The sequence below is a fragment of the Butyricicoccus sp. AM32-19 genome (genome assembly GCF_003480365.1).
GTDB classification, from domain to species: domain Bacteria; phylum Bacillota; class Clostridia; order Oscillospirales; family Butyricicoccaceae; genus Agathobaculum; species Agathobaculum butyriciproducens.
In genome coordinates this window covers 91,092-117,115 of sequence record NZ_QUIX01000005.1, presented here as the reverse complement: position 1 = coordinate 117,115, position 26,024 = coordinate 91,092, and the positions used below count along the sequence as shown (strand labels likewise).

The window sequence follows — 26,024 nt, the reverse complement described above, 5'->3', positions numbered from 1 at the left end:
CATTGCCTATTATCAAAGCAATATCCGGTAAATCACCCATTAGAACCGTACTTACCCGTGTAATGGACAAACGAAAAACCAGTGAAAATTTGTTGAGCGGTTGGAATTGTACACCGTTTACGGTTAAAGATGAAATGGAAGTAACAAAACGTCTATGGGGGAAAAATGGTGGGCGAACGTATAAACATTTCATTCAAAGTTTCGCCAAAGACGAAAACATTTCGCCTGAACAGGCTCATCAGATTGCGTATCAACTGGCCGAAGCACTTCCCGAATGGGCGGACTTTGAGGTGCTGATTGCTACACACACTGATACGGAATATTTGCACACACATTTTATTGTGAATAGTGTGAGTTACGTAGATGGACACAAACTCCAGCAAAGCAGAGATGAACTACAAAATATGAAAGATCAGTCTGATCACCTATATCGTGAAATGATGGTAAATCAATGAAACTGTTTTACATGATCCTCGCGTCCCTCATCACTGTTTTAATGGCAAGCTATGCGCTCTGGTTGATCGCGCACGACGATATGCCGCTGCCGAAACGCTTAGTGCAGCTTTTCCCACCGTTTTTTCTTTTAATCATGGTATTTTTACGAATTTTCTGGCTTTTCATCAGATAAGGAGGACGAAATGAGCAGTATTTCTATCAACAACTGCGTATTCATGGGCCGCTTAACCGGCGAACCAGAAATGCGCTACACGCGCAGCAATAAGCCGGTCACAACCTTTCGCATTGCTGTCAGCCGCCGTTCCAGCGCAGATGTTACCGACTTTATCCCCTGCGTGACTTATGGCGCGCAAGCAGAGTTTGTGTCACAGTGGTTTCAGAAAGGTACGCTGGCTATCGTGATCGGTCAGCTCACCTCGCATATGTGGACAGATAAGAACACTGGCAAGACCCGTGTAGACTATGAAATCCAGTGTGACAATGTGCAGTTTGGCGAAACCAAAAAGCAGCGTATCGCGCGTGAGCAGGAACAGCCGCCGCAGACCGCAGAGCCGGAGGAAACACCAGTGCCGCAGGCCGCGCCGCAGAACGAGCAGGAACGCAGTGGATTGCAGATTGTGGCCGTAGATACCCTTACGGGCAATGTACTTGCAAACGCCGTCTACGACCTGTATACGATGGACGGTGCAACGGTCAGCCTGCATAACGGCACCGATGCAGACGGCATTGCATCTATTGTCGGTCTGTCCGCAGGTGATTACATTATCACTGAGGTAACTGCGCCGACTGGCTTCCGCCCGGTTGCTCGTTCGGTCAATGTAAATCTGGAACCGGGCATCAATCACAGCATTACCTTCCCTCACAGTGCTGAACCCGCGCAGCAGCCGCAGCCGTCTATCCCAGTCTATAATGATATGCCGACAGGTTATGTCGATGATGATCGTGATGTTATGATCTAAAATGTGTGTTCTATCGGAACACAAAGGAGGTGCACGCCGGTGACGAAAAGCGATTTAGAACAGCTTACACTGCTGAACTCTGAAATCTCCCGCGACTTAGAGCGTCTGCAAGAGCTGTACGCACTTCTTACCGGCTGCACATCGTCCATCAGCGGTTTACCTCATATCGGTTTGCTGCGCGGCAGCGACCGCACAGACAAGTTTGTATCCATGATTGATGTGCTGGAGCAGCAGATCAAAGAGCGCGTCTTAGATAGTGCAGCGCTTTACATTCAAATCTGGTCATATATCAACACAATTCACGATCCCCTCGTGCGTCAAATCATAGCTTTGCGCTACATAGATGGCCTGCCCTGGCAGCAGGTTGCTAACAATATCGGCGGCGGTATTTCTGCCGATCATGCGCGTATTTTACTCAATCGCTACCTTGCAGCTAACGCAGGGTAGCAAGGAGGTTTCCCTTAATGTCCAACACCGGCTTTACCATCGGCTACAACTGCATACTGCGAGATAAGTCCCTGTCTTTGACGGCAAAGGGGCTTTATCTCGTTATTTCCAGCTATGTCGGTATGCCGGACTGGGCATTGACTAAGCGCGAGCTGGCAAAGGTCTGCGGCACTAACTACGCCATGGACAAGGCATGGTGTGAGCTGCTTACCGCCGGTTATCTCAAACATTATACTGCGCGCGCATCTTCCGGTGCGTTTATTCATCGTTATGAGCTGATGCAGGAGCCGTCTGCGGCTGCGCCGCACGCTTTTATTGCCGGTGCAGACTTTGTAACCGGTGACTGCCGTATCATTCTGTCCGGCGAGAGCAAGCGTGATTTCACGCAAATTCCAAACTTGATCCTGCGCAGCAAGCGTATTCCGCTGGCTGTTAAGGGTCTTTTCGGCGTGGTCGCGCATCTTATCAATATCCCGGATTTTTCTCTTAACCCGGCTGGTGTACAGGCGTTTTGCATGGAGCACATTAAGCGCTTTTCCTCCATCTGGCGGCAGCTCAAGCTGGCTGGCCTGCTCAAACAGCATCGTTACCCGACCGGCGAGGAGAACAGCTTTGAATATCAGTACGAATTGCTCGACCAGCCGGATAGCGAAGCACCGTACCTCGTGAACCATCATGCGGACGGCTCGGTATCCAGCGAGCGCACGATCAGCGACTACATAGCGCAGGCCAGTGCAAAGATCAAGCGTCTGTTCGGCGCAGACGGCTCTCAGCCGCCGCGTAAGCACCGCAAGAACGCCGTCCGTAAATCTTCCGGCTTAACAAAGAACGCGCCGCCTGTGTCGCATGAGGAGCGCATCAAAGATATTCGTGAACAGATTGATGCGGACACGCTGGAACTCCATTACGCGCAGGGAAATGTGGAAATGGCAGTCGAAGCGCTGGCTGAATTGAAATATGAGAAAGACATCAAGATTAAAAACAACGATATTCCGCTGGAAGATCGTCAAGCGGTTGTTGCGCGTGTTGCTCGTCCCAATATTTCTCATTTCCTTAGTGAAAAAGAGAATGTTCTCGCGCGCAGCACGCAAAATTCGGTCGCTTACTGCCGCACTGTGTTGTATGATTACCTGGTACAGCAGCAGGCAAAAGACGATGCACAGCCGCAACAGTCCGATATAATCCCTCTGTGGGAGGAAATCTGGCTTAAACAAAAAGAAGAAATCAAAAAGCGCCGCAAAGCTGAGGAAGCAAAGCAATCTGAACAATCCGCCAGCGAACCGGTAAAGGCATAATCAGCCGTAACTCCAACATTCGGAGATACGGCTATTGCCCTTGCCTTTTTCTTTTCTTAATCAGGATTTCCGGCTTTCTTATAGGCTGTTTCTCGCATCTCCGGTCGTTTTTCGACCAGATTTTTTGTTTTTCCTCACCATATACCTTTTTTCATGGGGTGGGTACAAAAAAGGCGCTTTGCAAATTGGTCACACTGCACAAACGGCATTATGCAAAATGGTGCAAAATAATTAGACTTCTTCCATTTATACTCTTTTAATTATACTCTCTATATCATACTCTGTTTGTGAGAGAAAAAGCGAAGAAAAAGCAATTTGTTCGTTTTGTTCGCTCAATCTGTGCTACAATATAAACTGGGCGAAAGCCTACGAGAGTTACATACAGTAAGACGCTATTTTTAAGAGCATCGGTTTTTCCGACGCTCTTTTTTTGTACCCAAAATCCCTTGCCGCTGTGTAGGAGGTATCGAATTTACATATGTTAAGCAAAGAGGAATGGAACGCCAACAAGGATAGCACCAGCATTATTTATTGCTTTGAAGATGGCACGACCAAGGAAATCACAATGGCAGAATATCTGCGCGCTCATCCGGAGCATAGCGCTGAAGATTTTCGGATTATCAAAGAGCTTTCGGATGAACTACTGTACCATGATTACCATTCGGACAATTATCATGGATACTGGAAAGCTGATAAAGATTTCAGCGGACTGGCTGCTCTGGTTCCATCTCCAGAACCGGGGCCGTTGGAAAGCCTGCTGCGAAAAGAACAGCTTCGCTTTGCTTTTCGTGTAGCTGCGCGCCTGCTGCACAGCGGCAAGCTGACAGCTGTACAGCGCCGCTGCTTTATTGCATATTTCATCAAGGGTAAAACCGTAGCCGAAATTGCGCATGACGAAAAAACCTACCGCATGACAATCTGGCGGCATATTCGCCGCTTAGAAGCTGCCCTGCGCGACGCCGTTTGATATGTGTTCCATTGGAACACTTTTTTTATTTTCTGAAATGAGGAGTGAACACCATGCCAAAATTCACACCGCAGCAGCTTGATGAGCTTTATCACCAGACGCTTGCGGAATTTGCTGCATCCCCAGAGAAATGGACGAGCTTTCTCGACACAGCAGCACGACTGTACAAGTATGATTTCAAATCGCAGGTATTGATCTGGTCACAGCGACCGGATGCAACAGCCTGTGCCGAGCTGCCGCTTTGGAATGATCGTCTGCACCGCCGCGTCAATCGTGGCTCAAACGGCATCGGTATCGTTGATAATAGCAGCAATCAGCCGCGTATCAAGTATCTGTTCGATATTTCGGATACTTCGCCGCGTGACCAGTCTGTCGCACCGCCGTATATCTGGCAGATGCGGAACGATGCATACGATACAGTTCTGGACGGTATCTCTGCCGCATTGGGCGAGAATATGCAGACCGATTTTGATTTCCCTATTAACCTGTATCTGTCCGCCCAGTGCTTTGCAGATAAGAAAGCCAGTGAATACACTGACAACACCGATCTGATCCGTATTGCGGTCAAGTCAACTGCTTACTGTGTCTTGCGGCGCTGCGGCTTTGATCCGGCGCAGTATAGCTCGGACATCTCGACTGGGAACCTCTCGCCGGACGAGCTTGCGCTTGTTGGACAGATTACGCAGGAAGCGTCTGAAACGGCATTACGCTCGATTGAGCAGTCTATGAAGAACTTGGACGGTTGTAAACTTTTTCGATTTACAACGCGAAAGCGTATTGCGGAACAGCCTTCTATGTTGTATAATAAAGGTACCGAAAGAGTATCTGAACCGACAAAGGAAGGAGCTGTTATAGATGGCAAAACTGCCGAAGAAAGTATATTACCACGAGGGACCGGACGGCAAGATGCACCCCGATCTGGTAAAGCCGGAGTACGGCGAATGGGGCGCAGCGCGTCTGAGGTACATGAAGCAGTACCTGCCGGAGGAACTGATGGAGTTGCTTCGGAATTGCGAGCTGAACCACTATCTGAACAAGCTGGATCGCCGCGCGATGGACAAATTCGAGTCGCTGGTAGCACAGAAAGCGAAGCATCATGGCGTGACAGAGGAACTGAAAGAACGCGACCCGATGCAGTGGATCGGTCTGATGGGCAACATTCAGCACGAAGTGACGCAGATCATCGAGGAAACCTTCATTTATTAAACAGCCAAACAGCAGCAGAGCCGGAAAAGCCTGCTGCTGTTGCTTTTGAGCAGATGTCGCTGACGGACGATGGCGGCAATGTGTTCGAGCCGAACACACAGCCTGCCGCACCTGCTTCTGATGTGTTCGATTGGAACACGCCCGATGTTTCCGATGAGGTAATCAACCGCGTGCTGACCGCAGGTAGCAACAGTACCCATAGCCGCGAGCGTATCGCGGCTTTTTTCATGCAGCCGAATATCAGCATAGCGGACGCTGCTGCATTCCTGCGGCGGGAATACCGCGTAGGCGGTGCGGGCGTGCGCGTCCATAACATTGACCATTCCCTCTGGTTTGACAGCAACGGTCTGCGTATTGCACGCGGTCACGATACCCGCACGCCGCGTGCTGCTGTACTGACTTATGAAGATGCAGCTAATCGTATCTCCACGCTGCTGAAGAACGGTCAGTATGCGAGTGCAGCAGAACTGACAGATGCAAAGCCTAACGAATATCTCGAGCTTGCATCGGAAATCTGGCACACCTATCACGATATGAGCGAGGAAGCGCGGGAGCAAGGCTTTTTTGCGCAGACAAAGGAATTTGCTAACGATGTTTTCCCTCCGGCTGTCGAGAAGCTGACCGCAGCGCTGAGTGACCCTGCACAGCGCACTGTACTGACCGGTGAAATGACGGACTACGCACGCGCTGTGCAGCAAAACAGCAATCTTTGCCGCTTTTGCTTCAATGTGCAGCGTTCCGAAGATGCGGCAGAACGCTTGCAGCGTACTGAGCACATGACAGCGCTCTATGCTGCCGCAGACGGTTTTGAACCGGTGCGCGCTGCTTTTATTACGCAGGACGAAATAGACGAAATGCTGCGCAGCGGCAGCGGCATAGAGCACGGCAAAAAGCGCATTTCTGAGTTTTATGCGGAAAATCATACGCAGAAAGAACGTATTGAATTTTTGAAAAACGAGTACGGCTGGGGCGGTCGTGCTTACGGTGGTTACAGCGAAAATCACGATGGCAAGGGTATTGCATTCGAGCGCAGTATCGACAGAAAGGTATACGACAGGATAACGCTGTCGTGGAGTCAGGTCGATCACCAGATTAGTACGCTCATCCGGCAGAACCGCTATCTGACACCGGAGGAACAGCGCCGGTATGCGCAGGAGCGAACAGATACCGTAACGATTTCCGAACCGGAAAATGTGTTCCAGTCGAACACACAGAACGAGCCGCCTGCCGCCGAGCCAGACGATTTTTCGGATATTGACCCAATCGCAATCCGCGAGGCGCTTGCTGAACGCGGCATTGTCAACGGCAAAGTGGTTGACCCGGAAAAGCTGAACCGTGACCCGTTCATTCAGCGTGTCATGGCGGATGTGGGACAAACGCCGCAAGCCGATGTGTTACAATCGAACACACAAAAGCAGCAAGCGCCGGTTGACACACTGAACGACTATAATTCCATTAAACTGAATGCGTCTTACGCAGACAGTATCGTACTGTTTCAAGTAGGCGATTTCTTTGAAATGTTTGGTGAGGATGCCAAACAGGCTGCGGCTCTGTTGGAACTGAATCTTACCACGCGCGAACTTCCCGGTACTGGTCGTGTGGAGATGTGCGGCATCCCGGCGCACAGCTTGGAGCGGTATGTGGAGAAGCTGCGCGACAAGCATGATGTAACGATTGCCGCCACCAAAGGTAACAGCACCGAGCGCCATGTCTATACTATGCGTTCCATTGACCATGAAGCAGAAGATGCTATAAACGCTTACGAAACTGAATTCGGTGCAGACGGCTTGCGGGCATTCCGCGATACTTCTGCTGAAACACAGGCGAATGTGTTCCAATCGAACACGCGGAGTGCTGAGCCGACGCAGCCTAAGCAGTTCATTGCCCATTTCTATGTTGCAGAGGATATTCAGAAACGCGGCGCTCTGGACATCAAGGAATTTCATTCTCTTGAAGATGCTCTGAACGCTTACCATAAACTCCCGAACAACCAGAGAAAAGCGCTGGGAGCAATGAATACCGAAGATCTTCCGGGCAGTCTGGATTTTGTGCAGTGCGTAGACGGCAAGGACACCATTATTCAGGATTATACTAAGGTGGCAGGCTGGCAGAACGCCGAAGTCCTTAACAGTATCGCTCAGATCGAACGATCTCTCAACACCAGAGAAGCTGTGTCTGTTCCTGCGGAGAATGTGTTCCAATCGAACACGCCGGAAGAACCGGACAGCGACCGCTATGAGATCTACCAGCTTACGGCTGATCCAGCCAATGCAAAACTGCTGTTTACTTCTTACGACGGGGTTCATGCGGACGGCATGACGATAAACCGCAGCAACTACGAGCTGAAATATTCCGCACCGCTCACCCCGGATACCACATTGGACAGCATTTATGATCAGTTCAATATCAACCGTCCTGCCGACTTCACCGGTCACAGCCTGTCAGTTTCGGATATTGTGGTGCTGCATCGAAATGGACAGGATACCGCGCACTATGTGGACAGCATCGGCTTTGCCGATGTACCGGAGTTTCTTACCGAACAGACACAGGAGAATGTGTTCCAAAGGAACACGCCGCCGGAGCGCGATGTGTTCGAGGGCAATTCTCCGTCAGAACGCGCAGAACTGGCCGCGTCTGACCCAGACAATGATGTGTTCGATGGGAACACATTGACTGAAGCGGTACAGAGCGCCGAAGCGCATACTGCCGAGGACAGCGATCTCAAAACCGCAAAGCAGTTGATCAACGATTACTGTATCGAGGAATTTGATACAATGGCTGACTTCTCCAACCTTTCTGATGTTGGTCTGGCATACAGCACAACGGAGGACGATGAGCATGAAATACAGGTCAGCGCCGATCTGAACACTTATTGCATCAATTACGCCGTAGATGGTGAAACGGTTCACAGCGTTTCGTTTGATAATCTGCATGAACTCAACGATCATTTTGCGAGCCTCTATTTCGACGCGATGATCTCCGATGCAGAATATCACTATTACGAACTGCACCCGAATGAGAAAACGGAGAATGTGTTCCAGTCGAACACACCAGCCGACAACTCTATCATGGTGCGCTGTGAATGGAGTGAAAGCAGTGCGTTTGAGGACGGCAAGGTTTATCCCCTTGCTGAGTTTGACCGCTTAATGAGAAAAGCGGACGAGGATTTTGTTTCCGGTCGGGAAAACATCGAGCAAAAGTATGGTTCATTGGAAAATGCTTTCGATGCCGGATATGAAGAAGCATACCAGTATGCCGGTTACAGTAAAACCAAGTTTACGCTTTTGCTGCCGGATGGCAGAACATTCACCGAGCGTCAGGATATTGGTGACGGTGACGGCGGCCTGCTGGATTTCCTTAGTCAGTATCCGGCTTATAATGATATTATGCCGATGCTGCGTGAAGCAGCAGGAAGTATGCCGGAACCGGAGAATGTGTTCCATTGGAACACGCAGGACTACCATGCAGGCGATACCGTTTATCTGGATGGCAGGCCGTTCGAAATCACCGAGATTGGCAAACTCAATATACAGCTCCGCGACCCGGCGCAGCCTTATCCGATTTTCCGGTCGGAAAACCGAGAAAGCCTTGCGCGGCTGATGGCGCAGGACGAACGCAATGCGGCACCCGATGTGTTCCAATCGAACACGCAGGAAACTGCTCAAACGGATAGCGCACAGCCGGTATCCATTATGATCGACGGCAAGTGGACAGAGTTTCCCTCGGTGCAGGAGGCAGAAAAAGCCTCGCTTGAGGAATACCGAAATGCGCTGCGCCGCAATCCGCCCACTTTCCATATTACCGATGACAACCTCGGCATCGGCACGCTTGGAGAAAAATTTGACCGAAACCTTGCGGCTGTCCGCCTGCTGAAAAGTCTGGAAGCCGCAGACCGTCCTGCGACTGCCGAGGAACAGCAGGTGCTCTCTCAGTATGTCGGCTGGGGCGGCATGGCAAGCGCATTCAGTCCCAACAACCGCCGCTACGAGCAGCTGCGCAGTCTGCTCACTGAGGACGAATACAAGGCCGCACGCGCGTCGGTTCTGAACGCGCACTACACCTCGCCGGTCATTATCAAGGCAATGTATACTGCGCTCGGCCAGATGGGTTTTGAGGGCGGCAAGGTGCTGGAGCCGTCCATGGGTGTCGGCAACTTCTTCGGTATGCTGCCGGAGAGCATGGTAAGCAGTCAGCTCACCGGTGTCGAACTGGACAGCATCAGCGGACGGATTGCCCGCAAGCTGTATCCGAACGCCGATATTAAGATTACCGGCTACGAGAATACCAAGTTTGCAGACAACTCGTTCGATGTTGCCATCGGCAATGTGCCGTTTGGCGATTACAGCCTGCACGATAAGCGGTATGACAAAGACCACCTGCTAATTCACGATTATTTCTTTGTTAAGACGCTGGACAAGGTTCGTCCGGGCGGCATTGTGGCCTTTGTCACCTCAAAGGGTACGCTCGACAAGGCAAACCCTGCCGCACGCCGCTTAATGGCCGAGCGTGCCGACCTGCTCGGTGCAATTCGTCTGCCCAATACGGCATTCAAGGCAAATGCCGGAGCCAGCGTCACCACCGACATTCTGTTCCTGCAAAAGCGTGACACGCCGCCGGAGCAGCTGCCCGCATGGACGGAAACCGGCAAAAATGCAGACGGCATGGAGCTGAACAATTATTTCTTGCAGCACCCGGAAATGATTCTGGGTACGATGCAGGAGGTCACAACTCAACACGGTAAGGATACCGCCTGCGTCCCTGATCCGAATGTCGAACTGGAAGATCTGCTCTCCGCAGCAGTTCTTCACCTCGGTCACGAGAATGTGTTCCAGTCGAACACGCTCATTGAGGACGATGTGTTCCAATCGAACACGCAAGAACCGCCTGCACCAGAAACCGCTGATGTGTTCCAGTCGAACACGCCGATGGCAGCGCTGCGTCCGTTCTCCTATGCTGTGCAGGACGGTAAACTAATGTTCAAAGAAGCAGACGGCAATCTTGTACCGTCCGAAATGAACGCTACTGCTGTTAAACGTGCTATCAGCATGATCGGTATTCGAGATGCTGTGCGTAATCTGATCGAAGCCCAGCGTGACGGCTGTGACGATGAGCAACTTCATGCTTTGCAGGCAGACCTCACGCAGAACTACGATACATTCGTAAAGGAGTTCGGCAATATTCATAAGCGCGGCAATAAACTGGCTTTTCGAAAAGATGCTGGGTATCCGCTGCTGCTTGCACTGGAAAAACTGGACGATGAGCAGAATGTAATCGGCAAGACCGCCATTTTCAGCAAGCGCACAATCAGTCCGCATATTGTTGCAACACACGCCGATACGCCAGAGGACGCGCTCGGACTGTCGCTGGCAGAACGCGGCAAAATCGACTTTGCATATATGTCCGCACTGCTTGACGGTATGCCGCAGGAGCAGATTACCACTGCACTGCGTCAGCAGATTTTCCTCGACCCACAAACACAGGAATGGCAGCCTGCGGACGAGTATCTTTCGGGCAATGTACGCGCCAAACTTGATATTGCACGCCTTGCCGCACAGAGCGACCCGGATTTTGCTGTTAATGTGCAAATGCTGGAGCGTGTCCAGCCGGAGCCGCTGACCGCTGCGGACATCAATGTAAAGCTCGGCACAACATGGATACCGCCGGAGGACATCGATCATTTCATCCGCGATGTGCTGCATCCGCCGTTCTATGCACTGAACAAGATTAAAACCTCGTATTCTGATGCTGCAAAGCTCTGGTATGTATCCAATAAGAGTGTAGATAAAGACCCTCATTCGCTGGCATATACGAAATACGGCACTTCCCGCGTGAATGCTTACGAACTTCTGGAACTGTCACTCAATCTGCGCGATGTGCAGGTCAGTGATGTAAAAATCATAGACGGCAAGGAAAAGCGTATTCCGAATACCAAGGAAACCATTAAGGCAAGAAACGCACAGGACGCACTTCGTCAGGCGTTCAAGGACTGGGTATTTGATGATCCTGCGCGCCGCGAACAACTTGTGGGTTATTACAACGAACATTTTAATACCACCCGTCCGCGCGAATTTGACGGCAGTCACCTCACTTTGCCCGGTATCAATCCAAGTATTCAGCTATATTCTCACCAGAAAGATGCAGTTGCCCGTATCCTTTACGGCGGCAATGCGCTGCTTGCGCACTGTGTCGGTGCTGGCAAAACATGGACGATGGCTGCGGCAGCAATGGAGCTGCGGCGGCTCGGACTTTCTCACAAGCCGATGTTCGTCGTGCCGAACTCGCTGACCGAGCAGTGGGGCACAGAATTTCAGCAGCTCTATCCCGGTGCAAATATTCTGGTTGCCACAGAAGCGGACTTCACTAAGGAGAACCGCAAGGCGTTCTGCGCACGCATTGCCACTGGCGATTACGATGCGGTCATTATCGGCCATACACAGTTCGAAAAAATACCGCTATCGCCGGAAAACGAGCGCAGGCACATCGAGCGGCAGCTTGATACTCTGGAACTCAGTCTGACCGATGCAAAGCGGAACAAGGACTTAAACTTCACTGTAAAGCGGCTGGAATCCTCGAAAAAGAAGCTGGAAACTCGTCTGGAAAAGCTGATGGACGCAAAGGAAAAAGACGATGTTGTTACCTTTGAAGAACTCGGTGTTGACCGGCTGTTTGTCGATGAAGCAGACGAGTTTAAGAACCTTGCTTTGTTTACAAAAATGCGCAATGTCGGCGGTATCAACACAAGTGCAGCGCAGAAAAGTGAAGATATGCTCGCCAAGTGCGAATATCTGAACGAGAAAACGGATTATCATGGCGTATGTTTTGCAACCGGCACGCCGGTTTCCAACTCCATGACCGAGCTGTACACAATGATGCGCTATCTTCAGAACGATACGCTGGAAAGTGTCAACATGGCCGACTTTGACAGTTGGGCGTCTAACTTTGGCGAAACCGTTACAGCGATGGAACTGGCACCAGAGGGAACCGGTTACCGCACGAAAACGCGCTTTGCAAAGTTCTGCAATCTGCCGGAACTGATTAACCTTTGGCGGCAGGCGGCAGATATTCAGACCGCCGATATGCTTGATCTCCAACGCCCGGAAGTGGAATACCACAATGTAAAGGCACAGCCGACAGCGGCACAGCAAGCCATGGTGCAGGAACTCGGCAAACGCGCCGATCGCGTTCGCAGCGGTGCAGTCGCACCCTACGAGGACAATATGCTCGCTATCACCAATGACGGACGCAAGCTCGCGCTCGATCAGCGGCTGGCTGACCCGTCCCTGCTGGACAATCCGGGCAGCAAGCTCAATATGGTCGTGGAAAACGTGTTCGATACATGGGAAAGCAGCAAGCCGACCAAAGGCACACAGCTTATCTTCTGCGACCTTGCAACACCCTCTGCGGCAGGCAAGGACAGCGGTCGTTTCTGTGCGTATGACGATATTCGGGATAAGCTGATCGCCAAGGGTGTACCGGCTGACCAGATCGCATATATTCACGATGCGGACACTCCCGCAAAAAAGAACGCACTCAGCAGCAAAATGAAATCTGGTGCAATCCGCGTGCTGATTGGCTCGACTGCCAAGATGGGCGCTGGTTTTAATGTGCAGGAGCGTTTGATTGCACTGCATCATGTCGATTGCCCATGGCGTCCGCGTGATGTAGAGCAGCGTGATGGTCGTATTCTCCGTCAGGGCAATACAAATGAAAAGGTACATATCTATCGTTATGTTACTGAGGGTACATTCGACAGCTACAACTGGCAGACGGTCGAGAACAAGCAGAAGTTTATCTCGCAGGTCGTAACCGGCAAATCTCCGGCGCGCACCTGTGATGATATTGACGATGCTGCGCTGTCTTATGCCGAGGTTAAGGCGCTTGCTGCCGGTGATCCAGAGATCAAGGAGCGCATGGAACTTGATGTTTATGTGCAGAAACTATCCGTCCTGCGCACTGCATACCACAATGACCAGTATAAGCTGGAGGACGATGTAAATGTGAACTTGCCGCACAGCATTGTTAAGAAAGAAAACATGATTGCGGCGCTGAAAAGAGATCAGGCAACGCTGGACGCAAATCATGCCCAGACAGAGGGCGCAACCTTCCGTATCGAACTGAACGGAAAAACTTACACAGCTAAGGACAAGGCCGGTGAAGCGTTGCTGACCATGATAGCGGATGAACGCAGGAAGATTTCGCAGAACATGGAAGGCAAGCTGTCATATGATGACACACGCTCTATCGGTTCGTACTGCGGCTTTAAGCTGGAACTGAAGCGTTCGCTCATGGACGAGGTGCGTATCTGTATTCATGGTGCAACCAAGCGTATGGTTGAACCGGGTGATAATGTGGCCGGCTGCATCCAGCGTATGAACAACGCTATGAATGACATCGGAAAGTTTATCGGTGACAACGAGCAGAGCCTTGCTCGCCTGCATGAGCAGCTTGATGAAGCCAAGGTCAACCTCGGTAAGCCATGGCCGCTGGAGGACGAGTATCAGCAGAAGATCTCTCGCCTTAACGAACTGAACTACAAACTTACGAGACACAGTTCTCCACGGAAATCGGCCGATTTAGCAGAGCCAGAGTTGTGATGTATTAGTCATAGAGATAAAGGTATTCTGCGATTTACATACAACAAGACTTTGCAACAGTTCGAACGATTCTGGCTCAAAAATAATAAGCTGAGGGTAAACCTCAGCTTATTATTTTCACTTCACCATATCTATCCAAAAGCCACCGGTTATTAGCAGAACGATTGTCATTACAAGGATATATAACCCATAATAGCCTTCGACATTGTGCTTAAAAATTGATAATTCACCATTTTTCTTTTTCAGAGATTCTTTATATATTGACGCTATAAACGATGGAATAAGAATCCATACCGGAAAAGAATCAATAGAAAATAGATCACAGATGATCATCCATGGCACCAAAATAACGCCTATAATTCAACAACATACAAAATTTTGATAACATAGTAAGTTGTTTTCATGTGGACTCACCTCTTAATCTATGTCTATATTAGGCTTTGATTGTATTGGAAATCATAGTCTTGCTCTCCGACAGCGAACCCTTATACGCCGTTACCACGGCAGATACGCGGTATGTCTTGCGGAGCACTGCCGAATATATATCGCTATGATGCTTCGTATTTATCTTGAGCATCAGACAGTCGGCGCTAAAAACTCAAGCTCCTTTGTTTGTCCAATGTACAACCTGATTACGACAGAAAAATGGTTCCTTTGGCATAGGTTCCAGTGTCACCCTTTGTCAGTTTAATATAATATTTTTCCTTTGCATCAATGCTCGGAAATACGATATGTACTTTTTCACCGTAATTCACGTCAATTCCATCTACAAAAGTATTTTTCTTTTTTTTATAGAGTGCGACTGTATAGCTGGTGTCTTTCTTATTGCCAGTTGTAGCAGATACTTCTACATTAAGGTATCCATATGGATTCAGGAAACAATAGTTTGTGTATGTGTAGTTCTTAAAATTGAATGTTCCAGTATAAGTTTCTTTTCCCAAGTCGTATACGGATGTGGGGATACTATTACCACGCGCTTGCACATCGACCAACAAATTCTGACTGTATTTCTTCATATTCTGTTCGATTTCTTCATCCGAAATCGGTTCAGATGATACGATATACGGTGCACTCTCATCATTTTCTGTCACAGTCGAATATGTATCAGTAGTGTCTTCATCTAACGAAAATGCACCATTTTTCTGATATTCGTTATATTCAGCAAGGATTTCTTCATCGGATTGCGGGACAGAAGAAACAATCATTGCTGCAGAGGAAAGTTCCGTATCATCGGCTTTTCCGTCTCTGCGCGTTGCACCTGCGCTCATCATCAACGCCGAAGCTGCCATACAGCCTGCGAGCGTTACGCTCATCATTTTCTTGAACTTAGTCATGTTGACCTCCTGTTCTCATGCTTTCTGTGATAGCCATACAGATAATGTACGGCTCCATACCTTTCATTGGACACTTGCGCCGATCTGGAAAATCGGCTATACTATATCTATCCACATAAGTCCGATGCACCGCTGATGCGGTGAGGTGTCCAGCCTTTTCGGTTTTATGTGGATTTTTAACAAAACATTGGAATCACCTCATACCACAAGCATATGACACCCACACTCTATGAGTAAATGTTCAGTGCTAATTCAACTTTTTAAGGCAGTTTTACTTGAAGTCCGCTATCACACTTCCGCCACTAATCATATAAGTCGGTTTGACTGTTATCTGGTAAATACCATTAGATCTGATATTTGCAGTCCAAGATTCGTTTGTCATCAGCGTTGCATAACTGTTGTTCCAAACATACTGATTGTTGGAATTAAGGCGATATATGGTGATGATTAAACCCGCATTATCTGGTTTCCAAACGCCAGTGAAGGTAATCTTATCTCCCGCATCAAGGGACAACTTTGTCCATCCCACTTTTTCCTTTCCAGCCGCAAGACCTGTCAGATCACAGGGAAAAGAGATACGTGGACTAATCGAGCTTTCTTCGGAAACCTCGATATCAGACATATCGGTTGCAACCGCACCGGAGTTCAACATCAGAGCAGAAACAGCCATACAACCTGCGAGCGCTACACTTAGCATTTTCTTAAACTTATTCATAGTATACCTCCGCATTTTAGTTTATGCTCTAAGATTGTTGTAAAGTAATTACACCGACCTTTGTTTTCTGTTATTATGATATCTATCGAAAACTATGTTACATCAAAATCCAAAACCGTGGATAACATAATTATCCATATAAGCCCAATACACCGCTTGCGTGGTGAGATATGCACTTTTTCGGTTTTATGTGGATTTTTAATAAACCATTGGAATCACCTCCGATCTTATTATCAGCATTAAGCCTTGATTGTCTTGGAAATCATCGTCTTGCTTTCCGACAGCGAACCCTTATATGCCGTTACCACAGCTGATACGCGGTATGTCTTGCCAGATGATACGGAATAACTGCCGCTGATAGATGCCTTGCGTCCATTCTGATCATCAGACCAGGTCTTCACAGTACTCCACGACAGTCCATTCTTCACCTGCAGGTTCGCAGTGATCTTGCATCGGGTAGCGATACCGTTCTGTCCGCGGACCCAGCCATCTACATACGCCTTGCCACCGGAGATGGAAAAAGTGATGTCGGCGTCGTTGATGTAATCCATGCAGGGTGCGACAATGGTCTGTGCCGCACAAGTCTGTTCGGTGTGCGCACTATCTTCCAACGCCATTGCCTGCGGCATTGCTGCTGCGAGCAAAGAAGCAGACAGACATACGCCAGAAATCAGAGTTTTTACTTTGCTGTTCATAATAGAAAAGCCCCTTTCATTTTTTCTTATTCACTGTAACGAACGAGAGCACCCGTTTGTGACACATCAGCCAAAAAAATTTTTCGGGTAATATCTGTTCGTTTGTACATGGTAACGAACGAGGATACCCATTTGTGACACCAACGCAAAAAATTTTTTCATTGCCCTGAAATTGCATTTAGAAACGCTTTGTGCTATAATCTGCTAAAATCCACTAAGGCGGTGTCAAATGCTAATTTATCTCGCAGCCATCAGTTCCGATGAAGATAAATCCAAGTTCGAGCTGATATACCGGCAATATCGTAATCTGATGTACTATGCTGCAAACCAGATCCTGCACAACAGCAGTGATGCCGAAGATGTCGTGCATCAGGCTTTCTTAAAAATAGTCGAAATTCTTGATACGATTTCCGAAATAAAGAGTCACAAAACGCGCTCACTCATCGTTACTATTACCGAGAGGAAAGCAATCGACCTCTATCGCTCCAAGAGCCGCACCGCTGTCCTGCCGTTGGACGAGACATACATTGGCAGCGTAGCGGCGAACGAAATCGAGCATATGGCGGAAAGTGATGCGATCGCCGCGGCAATCGCTGCTTTGCCTGCGCGTTACCGCGAAGTGCTGCTTTTGCGCTACGACAACGGCTTTTCTTATTCTGAAATTTCCAAAGCACTGGATATGACCGAGGCAGCAGTGCGCAAAACCGTACAGCGCGCGAAAGAGGCTTTGCAGCGCACATTACAGATACAGGAGGAAGATACCGATGAAGATAACCGATGATATGCTGTATCATCACGCGGAGGCTGCACGCGAAAAATGGCTATCCGAGACACTGCCGCCGCAGATACCGGAGCACAAGTTCTCCGGGAAATTCGACCGAAAGATGCGCAAACTGATCCGTGAGCAGCGCCATTCTGCGCAGTTCAATCGCCACATAAAGCTGTTGCAGCGTATTGTCGCAATTTTTCTTCTGGTATGCACCGTATCGTTCGGCGGCGTTATGACAGTAGACGCTTACCGCGAGAAAATCATTGAAACCGTCGTGCGTGTGTTCAACGAGCTGACAGATTATCGGTTCAGCAAAAGTGCAGATATGCCCGAAAGCATTGCATATGCGTTTCCGCCAACGCTTTCCTATATCCCGGACGGCATGAGCAAGGCGGAGGAAAACGCCGGAGAGCAGCTGTATACTGTCACATATGAGGGCGAGGACGGAAACTTTTTCGACCTGTCCTGCACTATCTTTACCGATGAAACGCAGACCGAAAAAATTCTCGATACCGAAGATGTGCAATCGACCGAGTTTGAGCTGCATGGAGAAACGGCAACGCTTTTCAGCAAGAACGGAGCTACCACGATCTTCTGGACGCATGACGATGTGCTGTATCACTTGTACGGTACAATTCCAGCTGATGAATTGCGCAAGGTCGCGGAGAATATTGAATAAAATGAAAAAACACCCCTCGTTCCAAGCATTCGCTCAGAACGAGGGGACTTTTCGCTTTTGGCCGTTAATCTTAACGGTAGCAATCTCAATGCTTTCGGCAGTGTACGATTTTATCTTCTGCGCAATTATCAGACTTCATAAGCTCCTCAATCACGCGCAGCCGTCTGCGGAAGAAACGAACGCGCGATACCGACACAATAGTTAAGATTGCACCGAAAATAACTTCGCAGATAATCGCGATTTTCAGTACCCACATCTTAATGATTTCCCAAAAACTTTCCGCAACCAATACGGGATAAGCTGAATGAGCATCTTCAATTATAAGATAAGTCATCATACACCCACCGATAAAAAGGAAAAGATACACTAATAAATCCCTTTTGAAATACTTATATCTCTTGTATGTTTCTTGATGTTTGGTGGCCAGTTCCTGACCACCAAATCGTCCGAAATATTCCTTATCCTGCTGTATCTGCATAACAGAGAACGAATAAAAACCGCTCACTTCGTTAAGATGTTCACACTCTTTACGCAGTTTTTCTTTCCAGTTCATAGATACCTCCTGTTGCTTATTTAGGGCGCGCAAACCCATACATATGTGATTTCCAGTACGAATTGGATAGGTCTGCGTAACCGATTGGATTTCCGCAATGCAACATTTTACCGTTGCCTACATAGATACCGATGTGCGAGATCGGTTCGGGGCAATCGTAGGTGTTCGCAAAGAATACCAGATCACCCGGCTGTGCCTGCGAGGCCGAGATTGGTGTGCAGCGCAAGTAGATACCATACGCTGTCATTCGCGGGAGATTGCATACGCCGGACTGCGTGTAGACCCAGCAGATAAAGCCGGAGCAGTCGAACGAGGTCTGCGGAGTAGAACCGCCGAACACATAAGGCATACCGATGTATTTCTTTGCTTCGGTCATGAGCTTCTGGAAGGTTTCACTGCCGTAAGCTGCGCCGCCGGTATACTGCTGAACCAGCATAACATAGAACATATTGCCGTAATTGTACCGCCAGCCGCCATTTTTCGCAGTAGAAATAGCGTTTTTGTAAGTAACACGCACACCGCCAGAGTGCTGCTTTGCAAAGCTCTCCGCCAGCTCAAAGGAGTATTTCTTACCGTTTTTCGCTACATAGTCAAGGAAACCGCCGCCGTAGTTGTACGCCTGTACAATGCTGTCACCGTCTACACCGAGCTGCTTTGCTCTTTTAACCAGTTCGGCATAGTATTTGCAGCCCTGATTGATAGATGCTTCCTTGTCCTTGATTGCACCGGGCGGCAGTCCGGCACTCTCCGAGGACTGCATAACATCAGCCAACACGCCGCCGCTCTCGACTTGAATAATCGCCAGCAGTGTGCCCACATGATCGGAGATACCGTACTGCTTGGCGTATTTCTCTACAAGTGCCTGCAAGGCGAGAACTTCCGGGGATAGGTTTGCCGCAGCCGAACCGAATATCGAATTCAGCAGTCCTTGCAGATCGTTGCGGTACTTATCCAGCAGCTCCTTCAGCGTTGTGCGCTGCATTTTCGTAAATCCGTACTTGTCCGCAGCCTGGTCAGCAGTCAGTGCATTGATCTGCACATGAAGGATACGGGTTTTATTCACGACCGTAATCCACTTGGTATAGGGGTTCATATCTTTGTATACCTGCGCCAGAATCGCTTTTTTCTTATCGTCGATTTCGATTACATCAAGGCCGTCTTTTTCGGTTGTTTTAACTGCAAACACAGCTAACACTTCAACATCGTTGGCATAGTTACCCTCATAGACAACCTGATCGTAACTTTCGCCGGACAGCACTTCTTCGCTCCATGCAAACTGCGCATTGACATAGGCCGTCTGGACGGTCGAGAGCTTGTCGTTTTCTGCCGCCTGCGCGTCGGCAAAGAAAAGGCCAAGCACCGATGCGACCATCGCAGCCGGAGCCGCGATCATGCACATAACCAGCACACCTGCGAGAATCGGAATCAGCGCTTTAGATTTCGCAAACCGCACAGTAAACTGAAAAGCGGACTTCATTGCTGCCGAAAATCCTTTTTTCACTATACCGTTTGCATTAGTCGGCAAGGTCTTTCCGGCGAGTTTTGCGGCCTGCTGACGTTTCATTTTCTTCACACCGGCTTTGCGCGCCTTGATGCGGTAGCGCATACTTTTTTCGCTGCGCTCCGCAGCAGCTTTCTGCACACGCGCATTATAAGCGGTGGCTGCGGCTTTACGCTGCTGTACAGTGCGTATCTTTGTCTGTGCAGAATGGGACGGGCCGTATACGCTGCTACCTGCTTTATTCCGCGCTGAACTGTACACCTTAGATGCCGTACTCTGCGGCGTGCGGTACTGCGCACTCTGCCGCTGCTTGACCTGTACCGCTGCTTTTTTCTTTGCTGCGGCTTTGGCTCGCACAGCAGCGGTCGTGCGCTGACGGCGCATGAACTGTTCGCGTACTGCACCGCGCGGCGTAATGGCACCATGCGCTGTGCGGATACGGTATTTCTGATACTGCTTTACCCTAACGCGGCGGATATTCTTATTTTCGCGTGTGGACTTGTAGGTAAGTCGTATACGCGCTTTGCCGTCTGCACTGCGATACCGCTGTGCGGTACGAACGACGGACTTGCGTACACGATAATCTTTTAGCTTGCTGTCCGCGCTTCGGTATAATGATCGTGCCGCCTTGCGTACCGGCTTGGCGGCAAGTTTTACTCCGACATAGGCTGCATCGTGCATACGCCGCTGAATCTGTTCAGTTGCCTCTACCTCCGCACTGTGCTGTGCGGCTTTCTTATCGTTTATCGTGCGGACGGCTGTTGCAATCGCAAAGCGCTTGATTAGGCGCTTTTTACGGGACTTTTTCTTTTCGGCACCGTCTGTACCCGGTACTCCGAAAGTCTGCTTAGCACGCAGCTCCGCGCCCGCACGAGTGCTTGCTCCTCCTGTATTGCGATAGGTCTTGTTATCACTGCGGCTGTAAGACACTCTACGCCCGGTTGTAGGCGCAGAGTGAACCTTGGCAGCATCGCTCTTGTTCTTGTATTTATACACCATGCGGCTTTACCTGCTCCCGGTCTGCCGGTTTGGTGGTCATGAGCTTATACAGCTCTGTATCTTCCGGGAAGCTGTTGACGAACGGAATAAACGCGCCGCCGAACTTCATCAGGCCGCAGCCGGGATCAGCGTTCTCGACATACGAAAGCTGCGTGTCCGAAATATTCAGCAGCTCGGCCAGTGCCGCGCGATCGGATGCGGACTGCGAAAGCATGATAAGAAACTCAGAGTTGGCAAGCATCCAGCAGGCATCCTTGCTCGTCAGCATTTCGCCCACATTCTGCGTGATGCCGGTCATGTAACCGGCGCGCTTACGAACCTGCTTCCACATTCGCAGGAAGAAGTTCGTGGCGAACGGATAGCGGAAGAAGATTGAGAACTCGTCTACGAATACCCATGTACGCCGACCTGCACGCCAGTTCTGAATCACGCGGTTATAAATGCTCTCCAGAATAACCAGCATACCCATCGGGAGCAGCTGCTCACCGAGATCGAGGATATTGTAAGAGGTCAGGCGATTATTCTGGTCAACATTGGTTTTCTGCGCGAAAATGGATAGCGAACCGGAGATAAACAATTCCGCTGCAAGCGCAAGCTCCTGCGCTTCCGGCTCCGGCTGACGCTTGATCTCGGCCTGCAGGTTGGTCAGTGTCGGAGCATCGCCCTTGTATCCACTGGCGATATAGGGACGATAAACAGCCTGTACGCAGCGGTCAATAATGGAACGATGCTGCGCTTTGAGATCGTCCTGCATGATCTGCTCGAACAGGGACAGGACAAATTCAGACTTGTCCGGCAACGGATCTTTACCATCATCGGCATAGCCTTTTTCCATATCCAGTGCATTGATGCGTACTGCGGACGAACCGGAAATGTCGATCATGCTGCCGCCGAAAGCACCGACCATCGGCGTAAACTCGCCCTCCGGGTCGAGCACCAGCACATCATCGCGCGTGGACAGCAGCACATAAGCAATTTCCTGTTTAACAGAGAAAGACTTGCCTGCACCGGATACGCCCAGTCGGATACAGTTACCGTTGAGCAGATTTGCGCGGTTGGCAACAATGAGGTTGCCGGAAACAGCGTTGTTTCCGTAACAGATGCCGCCCATCTGCTGAATTTCCTGCGCAGAGAACGGCGTAAGGATAGAAACATTGTCCGTAATAAGCGTGCGCTGCTGCTGTACGCTGCGCAAACCATACGGGAGGACAGTATCCAGACCGATGTCCTGCTGATAGGCTAATTTCGTGAGGTTGCAGCCGAAACCGCTTGCAATTTCCTGCAAGCTCTCGGTGTCCGCATTTAACTGCTCAAGTGTTTTTGCGGAGTGTACGATGGTGATGGTGGTCAGCATTAAACGCTGGTCATGCTCGGTAATATCGTCCATGTAGTCAGCAACAACCTTGCGCATTTGCTGGAACTCATACGGGATTTCGGCCGAAAAATTATTATTATTGTTCTGTCGCTGCTGCCAGCGGCCAATATCGGATTCGACACGCAGTGCAAGACCGTTGAGCAGCTTGTGTGCTTCTTGGGTGTTGACCGGCTCGATGTCCATAGACAGCATCATCTGGCGCGGCAGTCCCATGAGGTCGTGGATCAGCTCATCGGACAGGCGCGATGCGAACTCCTCGATGAAGAGCACGCGCATAAAGCCCTGATCTGTCTGGATATAATCTTTATGATAACGCAGTGCCAGAGGACAGAAAACATCAGCAATGTTCTGCCCGCGCGCAATCATTTCGTCCAGATCTGCCTTTGTCATGCGGTGATCTGGACGGAAAAAGTCGTGCAGAATACGGAAACGACTGCTGTTGTCCTGTAAGCGGATAGAGGACGCAAGGCGCTGCATACCGATGCTCAGGCTTTTGCCGGCACGACCGAAAAACTGCCGGGCATCGGCAATATTCTTACGCTTGGCAGTGAGGGTCATAAATTTCTGCTGAACGATGCCGTTACTGCCCTGCGCCTTGGACATAATCACCTGATTCAGTTCTGCGCGGTATTTGTCCATACCGTCATGCTGCTTGCGCAGGAACAGCGTTCCTGCGTTGGCTTCCTTGTCGAATATACTGTTTACCAGAGTGACTTTCATGCGGCTGTCTGCCGCAAGACCGTTCAGTACACGCCCCCAGCTGTCCAGAATGGTGCGCTGATCGTCCAGACTGGCTACGGCATAGTTAATATCGGAAAACGACCATGTCTGGCTGAATTCGTTGTTGCCGACCTGCCAGATTGAGTCCGGAAATACGCGCTTAACAGGAATAAGCTGCTGCACGCTGCGCGGCAGGCGTACCGGCTTTGTGGTTTTCTCCTGCTTTTCTTTTTTCTCTTTAATCGGTTTGGTTTTGTTCATTCTGTTCTACCTCGCTACTGTGTTCACTTATTTTCTGCTTTATTTTCTTGCGGCTCCTGCCTTTTTTAGATTGCTCTTCCGGCGTAAACTGTGCATAGAAGTTAGCAGAACGGTATACATACCAGCCGTTATGCATAAACATCGTGCGCAGCCATGAAAGAGCGAATTTTTCAAAGGGCAGACCATGAAAGGACACAAAGCCGATTGCTGCCGGAATTGCCGCCGCCAGAATACATACGACACTCGCAAGTTCTGTTCCAAGAAACGGCTGTAAGCCGAAGTTCGCGGCTGCGGCCAGACCTGCGGCAAGCAGACCGCAAACCGTCTGCCGCACGCTCAGGCCCATGACTACGCCCTCGTGATAATTGCGTATCTCTCGATTTACATTTGACTCCATAACGCTTCACACTCCTTGTTACAGCGCAAACATTTCTTTAACGGTTTTATCTGCTGCCTTGACCATACTGCCCAGAATCACCATCTGAATAATAACCTTGAGCATATAAGTCAGCACCAGTCCAACGCCGCTGTCACCAAAATTGATTGGAAAATCCGAACCATCCACCGATGTAAAGGCATTAAATATGATGCAGGCAATAACGATTACGATTGCTTCCATGCACGCGCCGATTAAGCCTTGCATATAAGTCCGGCCATGTCGGCTGGTAAGTTCACCTGCAAAAGTGGACATGGGCAGCGGTGCCAGCGCAACATACATATAAATACGGAAAAAGCGTCCGTAAACCGTCATCAGCAGACTGATAGACAGCACAATAACGACTGCTGACAAAATCAGCGACACCAGATAAATGAATATCTGTGGGATAATCGAAGCATCTTCTATCGCGTTTCGTATATTTTCCGGCAAAGTGGCGGCAATCTCTGTCAGACCGCCCATCTGCGCTGCAATATCTCCGATAAAGCTGCCGCTGATCTTAAATATCAGTTTTATCACTTCCATGCCCTGTGAAATCAGTACCTTTGCAGCGACAAAACGAATCAGATAACCAATGATCTGCTCCGGGTGACGAAATTCACGAAACGAAACCGTATGCTTAAAGAAACTCATGGCAAAGAACAGGACGAGCAGGCCGTAGCCTGCTCCCTGTAATGCGGTAAAGATTTTGGTAATTGCATCCCAGACCGCGCCGTTGTGAAAGGTTTCCGGGGACTGCGTGAGCATACTCCAAATAGAGGACAGTGTGGAGTTCCATAAGGTGATACAGTTTTCAATAATATCTACTACCCACATAGGAAATCAACTCCTTCGGGGATCAGGCTGCACCAATGCTGGTCAGGATTGCCTTTACAAAGTAAATCAGCAGACCACCGAGAATACAGAGAACGCCTTGCGTGCGCTGCGAAGCATCGTGCGACTGCACCGACATACCGAGCTGAAGCACGCCCCAGCCTGTGCAGATCAGACCAACAGCCTTAATCAGTGCAAAGATCGTGTCACTGAGCTTGTTTACCGCATTCAGCGCTTCATTATCTGCAAATGCCGGTACAACAGCAAGGCAGGCGATGATTGCCGTCATGGACAGCAGTCGGTGCGCAATGCGGGCGCGGTTGAGTGCTTTTTTGCTGCACAGCAGTGCAGCAGCTTTCTGAGTAAGCTTGTTTTTCATAATTCATTCTCCTTTTTGGGGGGATTGTGGAGGAATAACGAAGTATTCAAAGAGAACACCTCCGATTTCCTCTGGCTTGTATTTCTCGTCGATTTCATCGGCGGGAATCTCAACATGATATTTGTGGAACGGAATATGTTCCGGTGGTGAATACGCTTTTGCCTTGCCGTCACCGGCAAGCCATTGTACATTCGGGTGCTTTTGCAGCACATATTTCTCGTCGAACACTGGGCGTTCGCCGCGCATGAACAAAATCGAATACTGATTTTCCATGCGGCTTATGGCATCCGGCGTCATAAGCTCTGTACCAACCTTCTGGTCATTCTGGCTGGACGAACCATGCGTACCTCTGGTCTGCGAGGTCGTTTTTGAAAAAATCGTTTCCTTGCCCAGCCGTTCGGACACATATTTGTGGGTCGCGGTATCATTGCCGCCGAGATACAGAAACTCGTCACACTGCGCCATCAGCGATTCCCATTCCTTTTCGAACATGGTCTTGAGCTGTCCGATGTCCTGCAAAATGACTGCACAGGACAGATTGTAGGAGCGGCAGGTAGACAACACATTGTCGAAACGATCCGGTGGCGGTGTATTGTAAAACTCGTCCATGATAAACCGTACATGGCGCGGCAGTCTGCCGCCGTATTCCCGTTCTGCGCGGTCGTAAAGCTGCTGAAAAGCCTGCATATACATCATGGAAACAAGGTAATTGAAACTGGTGTCGTTGACCGGCGTGCAGACGAAAATAGCGCGTTTCTTCTCACCGAGCGATGCTAAATCCATTTCATCTTCCATCGTCATATCCGCAATCTCGTCCAGCATGAAGTGCTTCAGACGCGAGCTTGCCATAATCAAAATGGATTTTGCGGTT

The 26,024-nt window shown here is 49.6% G+C and carries 19 protein-coding genes; 9 read left to right on the top strand and 10 right to left on the bottom strand.

Annotated elements, in window-relative coordinates; translation table 11 throughout:
* Positions 1-2 precede the first annotated feature (2 nt).
* From DW806_RS06380 to DW806_RS06350, 7 genes are all read left to right on the top strand, one after another.
* Entirely contained in the window at positions 3-455 is a 453-nt protein-coding gene (locus DW806_RS06380) for a relaxase/mobilization nuclease domain-containing protein (protein ID WP_116705715.1), read from the top strand.
* A gap of 183 nt (positions 456-638) precedes the next feature.
* A complete protein-coding gene (gene ssb, locus DW806_RS06375) occupies positions 639-1,415 on the top strand; it encodes a single-stranded DNA-binding protein (RefSeq protein ID WP_116705716.1) in 777 nt (258 codons plus the stop codon).
* Positions 1,416-1,454: 39 nt separating this feature from the next.
* A complete protein-coding gene (locus DW806_RS06370) occupies positions 1,455-1,862 on the top strand; it encodes a hypothetical protein (protein ID WP_116705717.1) in 408 nt (135 codons plus the stop codon).
* Positions 1,863-1,879: 17 nt separating this feature from the next.
* On the top strand, positions 1,880-3,157 hold the full coding sequence (locus DW806_RS06365) for a hypothetical protein (protein ID WP_118729462.1): 1,278 nt from the start codon (positions 1,880-1,882) through the stop codon (positions 3,155-3,157).
* Between the two features lie 478 nt (positions 3,158-3,635).
* Entirely contained in the window at positions 3,636-4,124 is a 489-nt protein-coding gene (locus DW806_RS06360) for a sigma-70 family RNA polymerase sigma factor (RefSeq protein WP_116705671.1), read from the top strand.
* An 855-nt stretch (positions 4,125-4,979) separates the two neighbouring features.
* Entirely contained in the window at positions 4,980-5,330 is a 351-nt protein-coding gene (locus tag DW806_RS06355) for a TnpV protein (protein ID WP_118564398.1), read from the top strand.
* A 53-nt stretch (positions 5,331-5,383) separates the two neighbouring features.
* Positions 5,384-13,924: a YodL domain-containing protein gene (locus DW806_RS06350; RefSeq protein WP_118729461.1), complete on the top strand. Its 8,541-nt coding sequence runs from the start codon at positions 5,384-5,386 to the stop codon at positions 13,922-13,924.
* A gap of 632 nt (positions 13,925-14,556) precedes the next feature.
* Here the strand turns inward: DW806_RS06350 and DW806_RS06345 are convergent.
* From DW806_RS06345 to DW806_RS06335, 3 genes are all read right to left on the bottom strand, one after another.
* Positions 14,557-15,258, bottom strand: coding sequence for a hypothetical protein (locus tag DW806_RS06345; RefSeq protein ID WP_117488216.1), 702 nt, complete (start codon positions 15,256-15,258; stop codon positions 14,557-14,559).
* Positions 15,259-15,529: 271 nt separating this feature from the next.
* A complete protein-coding gene (locus DW806_RS06340) occupies positions 15,530-15,973 on the bottom strand; it encodes a hypothetical protein (RefSeq protein WP_118648242.1) in 444 nt (147 codons plus the stop codon).
* Between the two features lie 239 nt (positions 15,974-16,212).
* Positions 16,213-16,668 (bottom strand): hypothetical protein, encoded by a 456-nt coding sequence (locus DW806_RS06335; protein WP_117488212.1) that lies wholly within the window; start codon positions 16,666-16,668, stop codon positions 16,213-16,215.
* Positions 16,669-16,897: 229 nt separating this feature from the next.
* Here DW806_RS06335 and DW806_RS06330 point away from each other — a divergent pair, with 229 nt between their 5' ends.
* Positions 16,898-17,449, top strand: coding sequence for an RNA polymerase sigma factor (locus DW806_RS06330; RefSeq protein WP_117488210.1), 552 nt, complete (start codon positions 16,898-16,900; stop codon positions 17,447-17,449).
* On the top strand, positions 17,433-18,116 hold the full coding sequence (locus DW806_RS06325; protein WP_117488208.1) for a DUF4367 domain-containing protein: 684 nt from the start codon (positions 17,433-17,435) through the stop codon (positions 18,114-18,116). Before DW806_RS06330 ends, DW806_RS06325 begins: the two co-directional genes overlap by 17 nt.
* A gap of 85 nt (positions 18,117-18,201) precedes the next feature.
* On the opposite strand, the gene DW806_RS06320 is transcribed toward DW806_RS06325, so the two are convergent.
* The 7 genes from DW806_RS06320 to DW806_RS06290 form a co-directional block, all read right to left on the bottom strand.
* The gene (locus DW806_RS06320) at positions 18,202-18,669 is read right to left on the bottom strand and encodes a hypothetical protein (protein ID WP_117488206.1); all 468 of its coding nucleotides are present in this window, start codon (positions 18,667-18,669) and stop codon (positions 18,202-18,204) included.
* A gap of 16 nt (positions 18,670-18,685) precedes the next feature.
* Positions 18,686-21,169, bottom strand: a complete 2,484-nt coding sequence (locus DW806_RS15670; RefSeq protein ID WP_243022665.1) for a bifunctional lytic transglycosylase/C40 family peptidase — start codon at positions 21,167-21,169, stop codon at positions 18,686-18,688.
* A complete protein-coding gene (locus DW806_RS06310; protein ID WP_118667843.1) occupies positions 21,159-23,525 on the bottom strand; it encodes a VirB4-like conjugal transfer ATPase, CD1110 family in 2,367 nt (788 codons plus the stop codon). The genes DW806_RS15670 and DW806_RS06310 overlap by 11 nt, the downstream gene beginning before the upstream one ends.
* Positions 23,503-23,922: a PrgI family protein gene (locus DW806_RS06305; RefSeq protein WP_116705630.1), complete on the bottom strand. Its 420-nt coding sequence runs from the start codon at positions 23,920-23,922 to the stop codon at positions 23,503-23,505. Before DW806_RS06305 ends, DW806_RS06310 begins: the two co-directional genes overlap by 23 nt.
* Positions 23,923-23,940: 18 nt before the next feature.
* Entirely contained in the window at positions 23,941-24,777 is an 837-nt protein-coding gene (locus DW806_RS06300) for a hypothetical protein (RefSeq protein WP_116705631.1), read from the bottom strand.
* 22 nt (positions 24,778-24,799) lie between these two features.
* Positions 24,800-25,153, bottom strand: coding sequence for a glutamyl-tRNA amidotransferase (locus tag DW806_RS06295; protein WP_243022661.1), 354 nt, complete (start codon positions 25,151-25,153; stop codon positions 24,800-24,802).
* 3 nt (positions 25,154-25,156) lie between these two features.
* On the bottom strand, positions 25,157-26,024 hold an 868-nt coding region (locus DW806_RS06290; protein WP_158578309.1), incomplete at its 5' end, for a VirD4-like conjugal transfer protein, CD1115 family.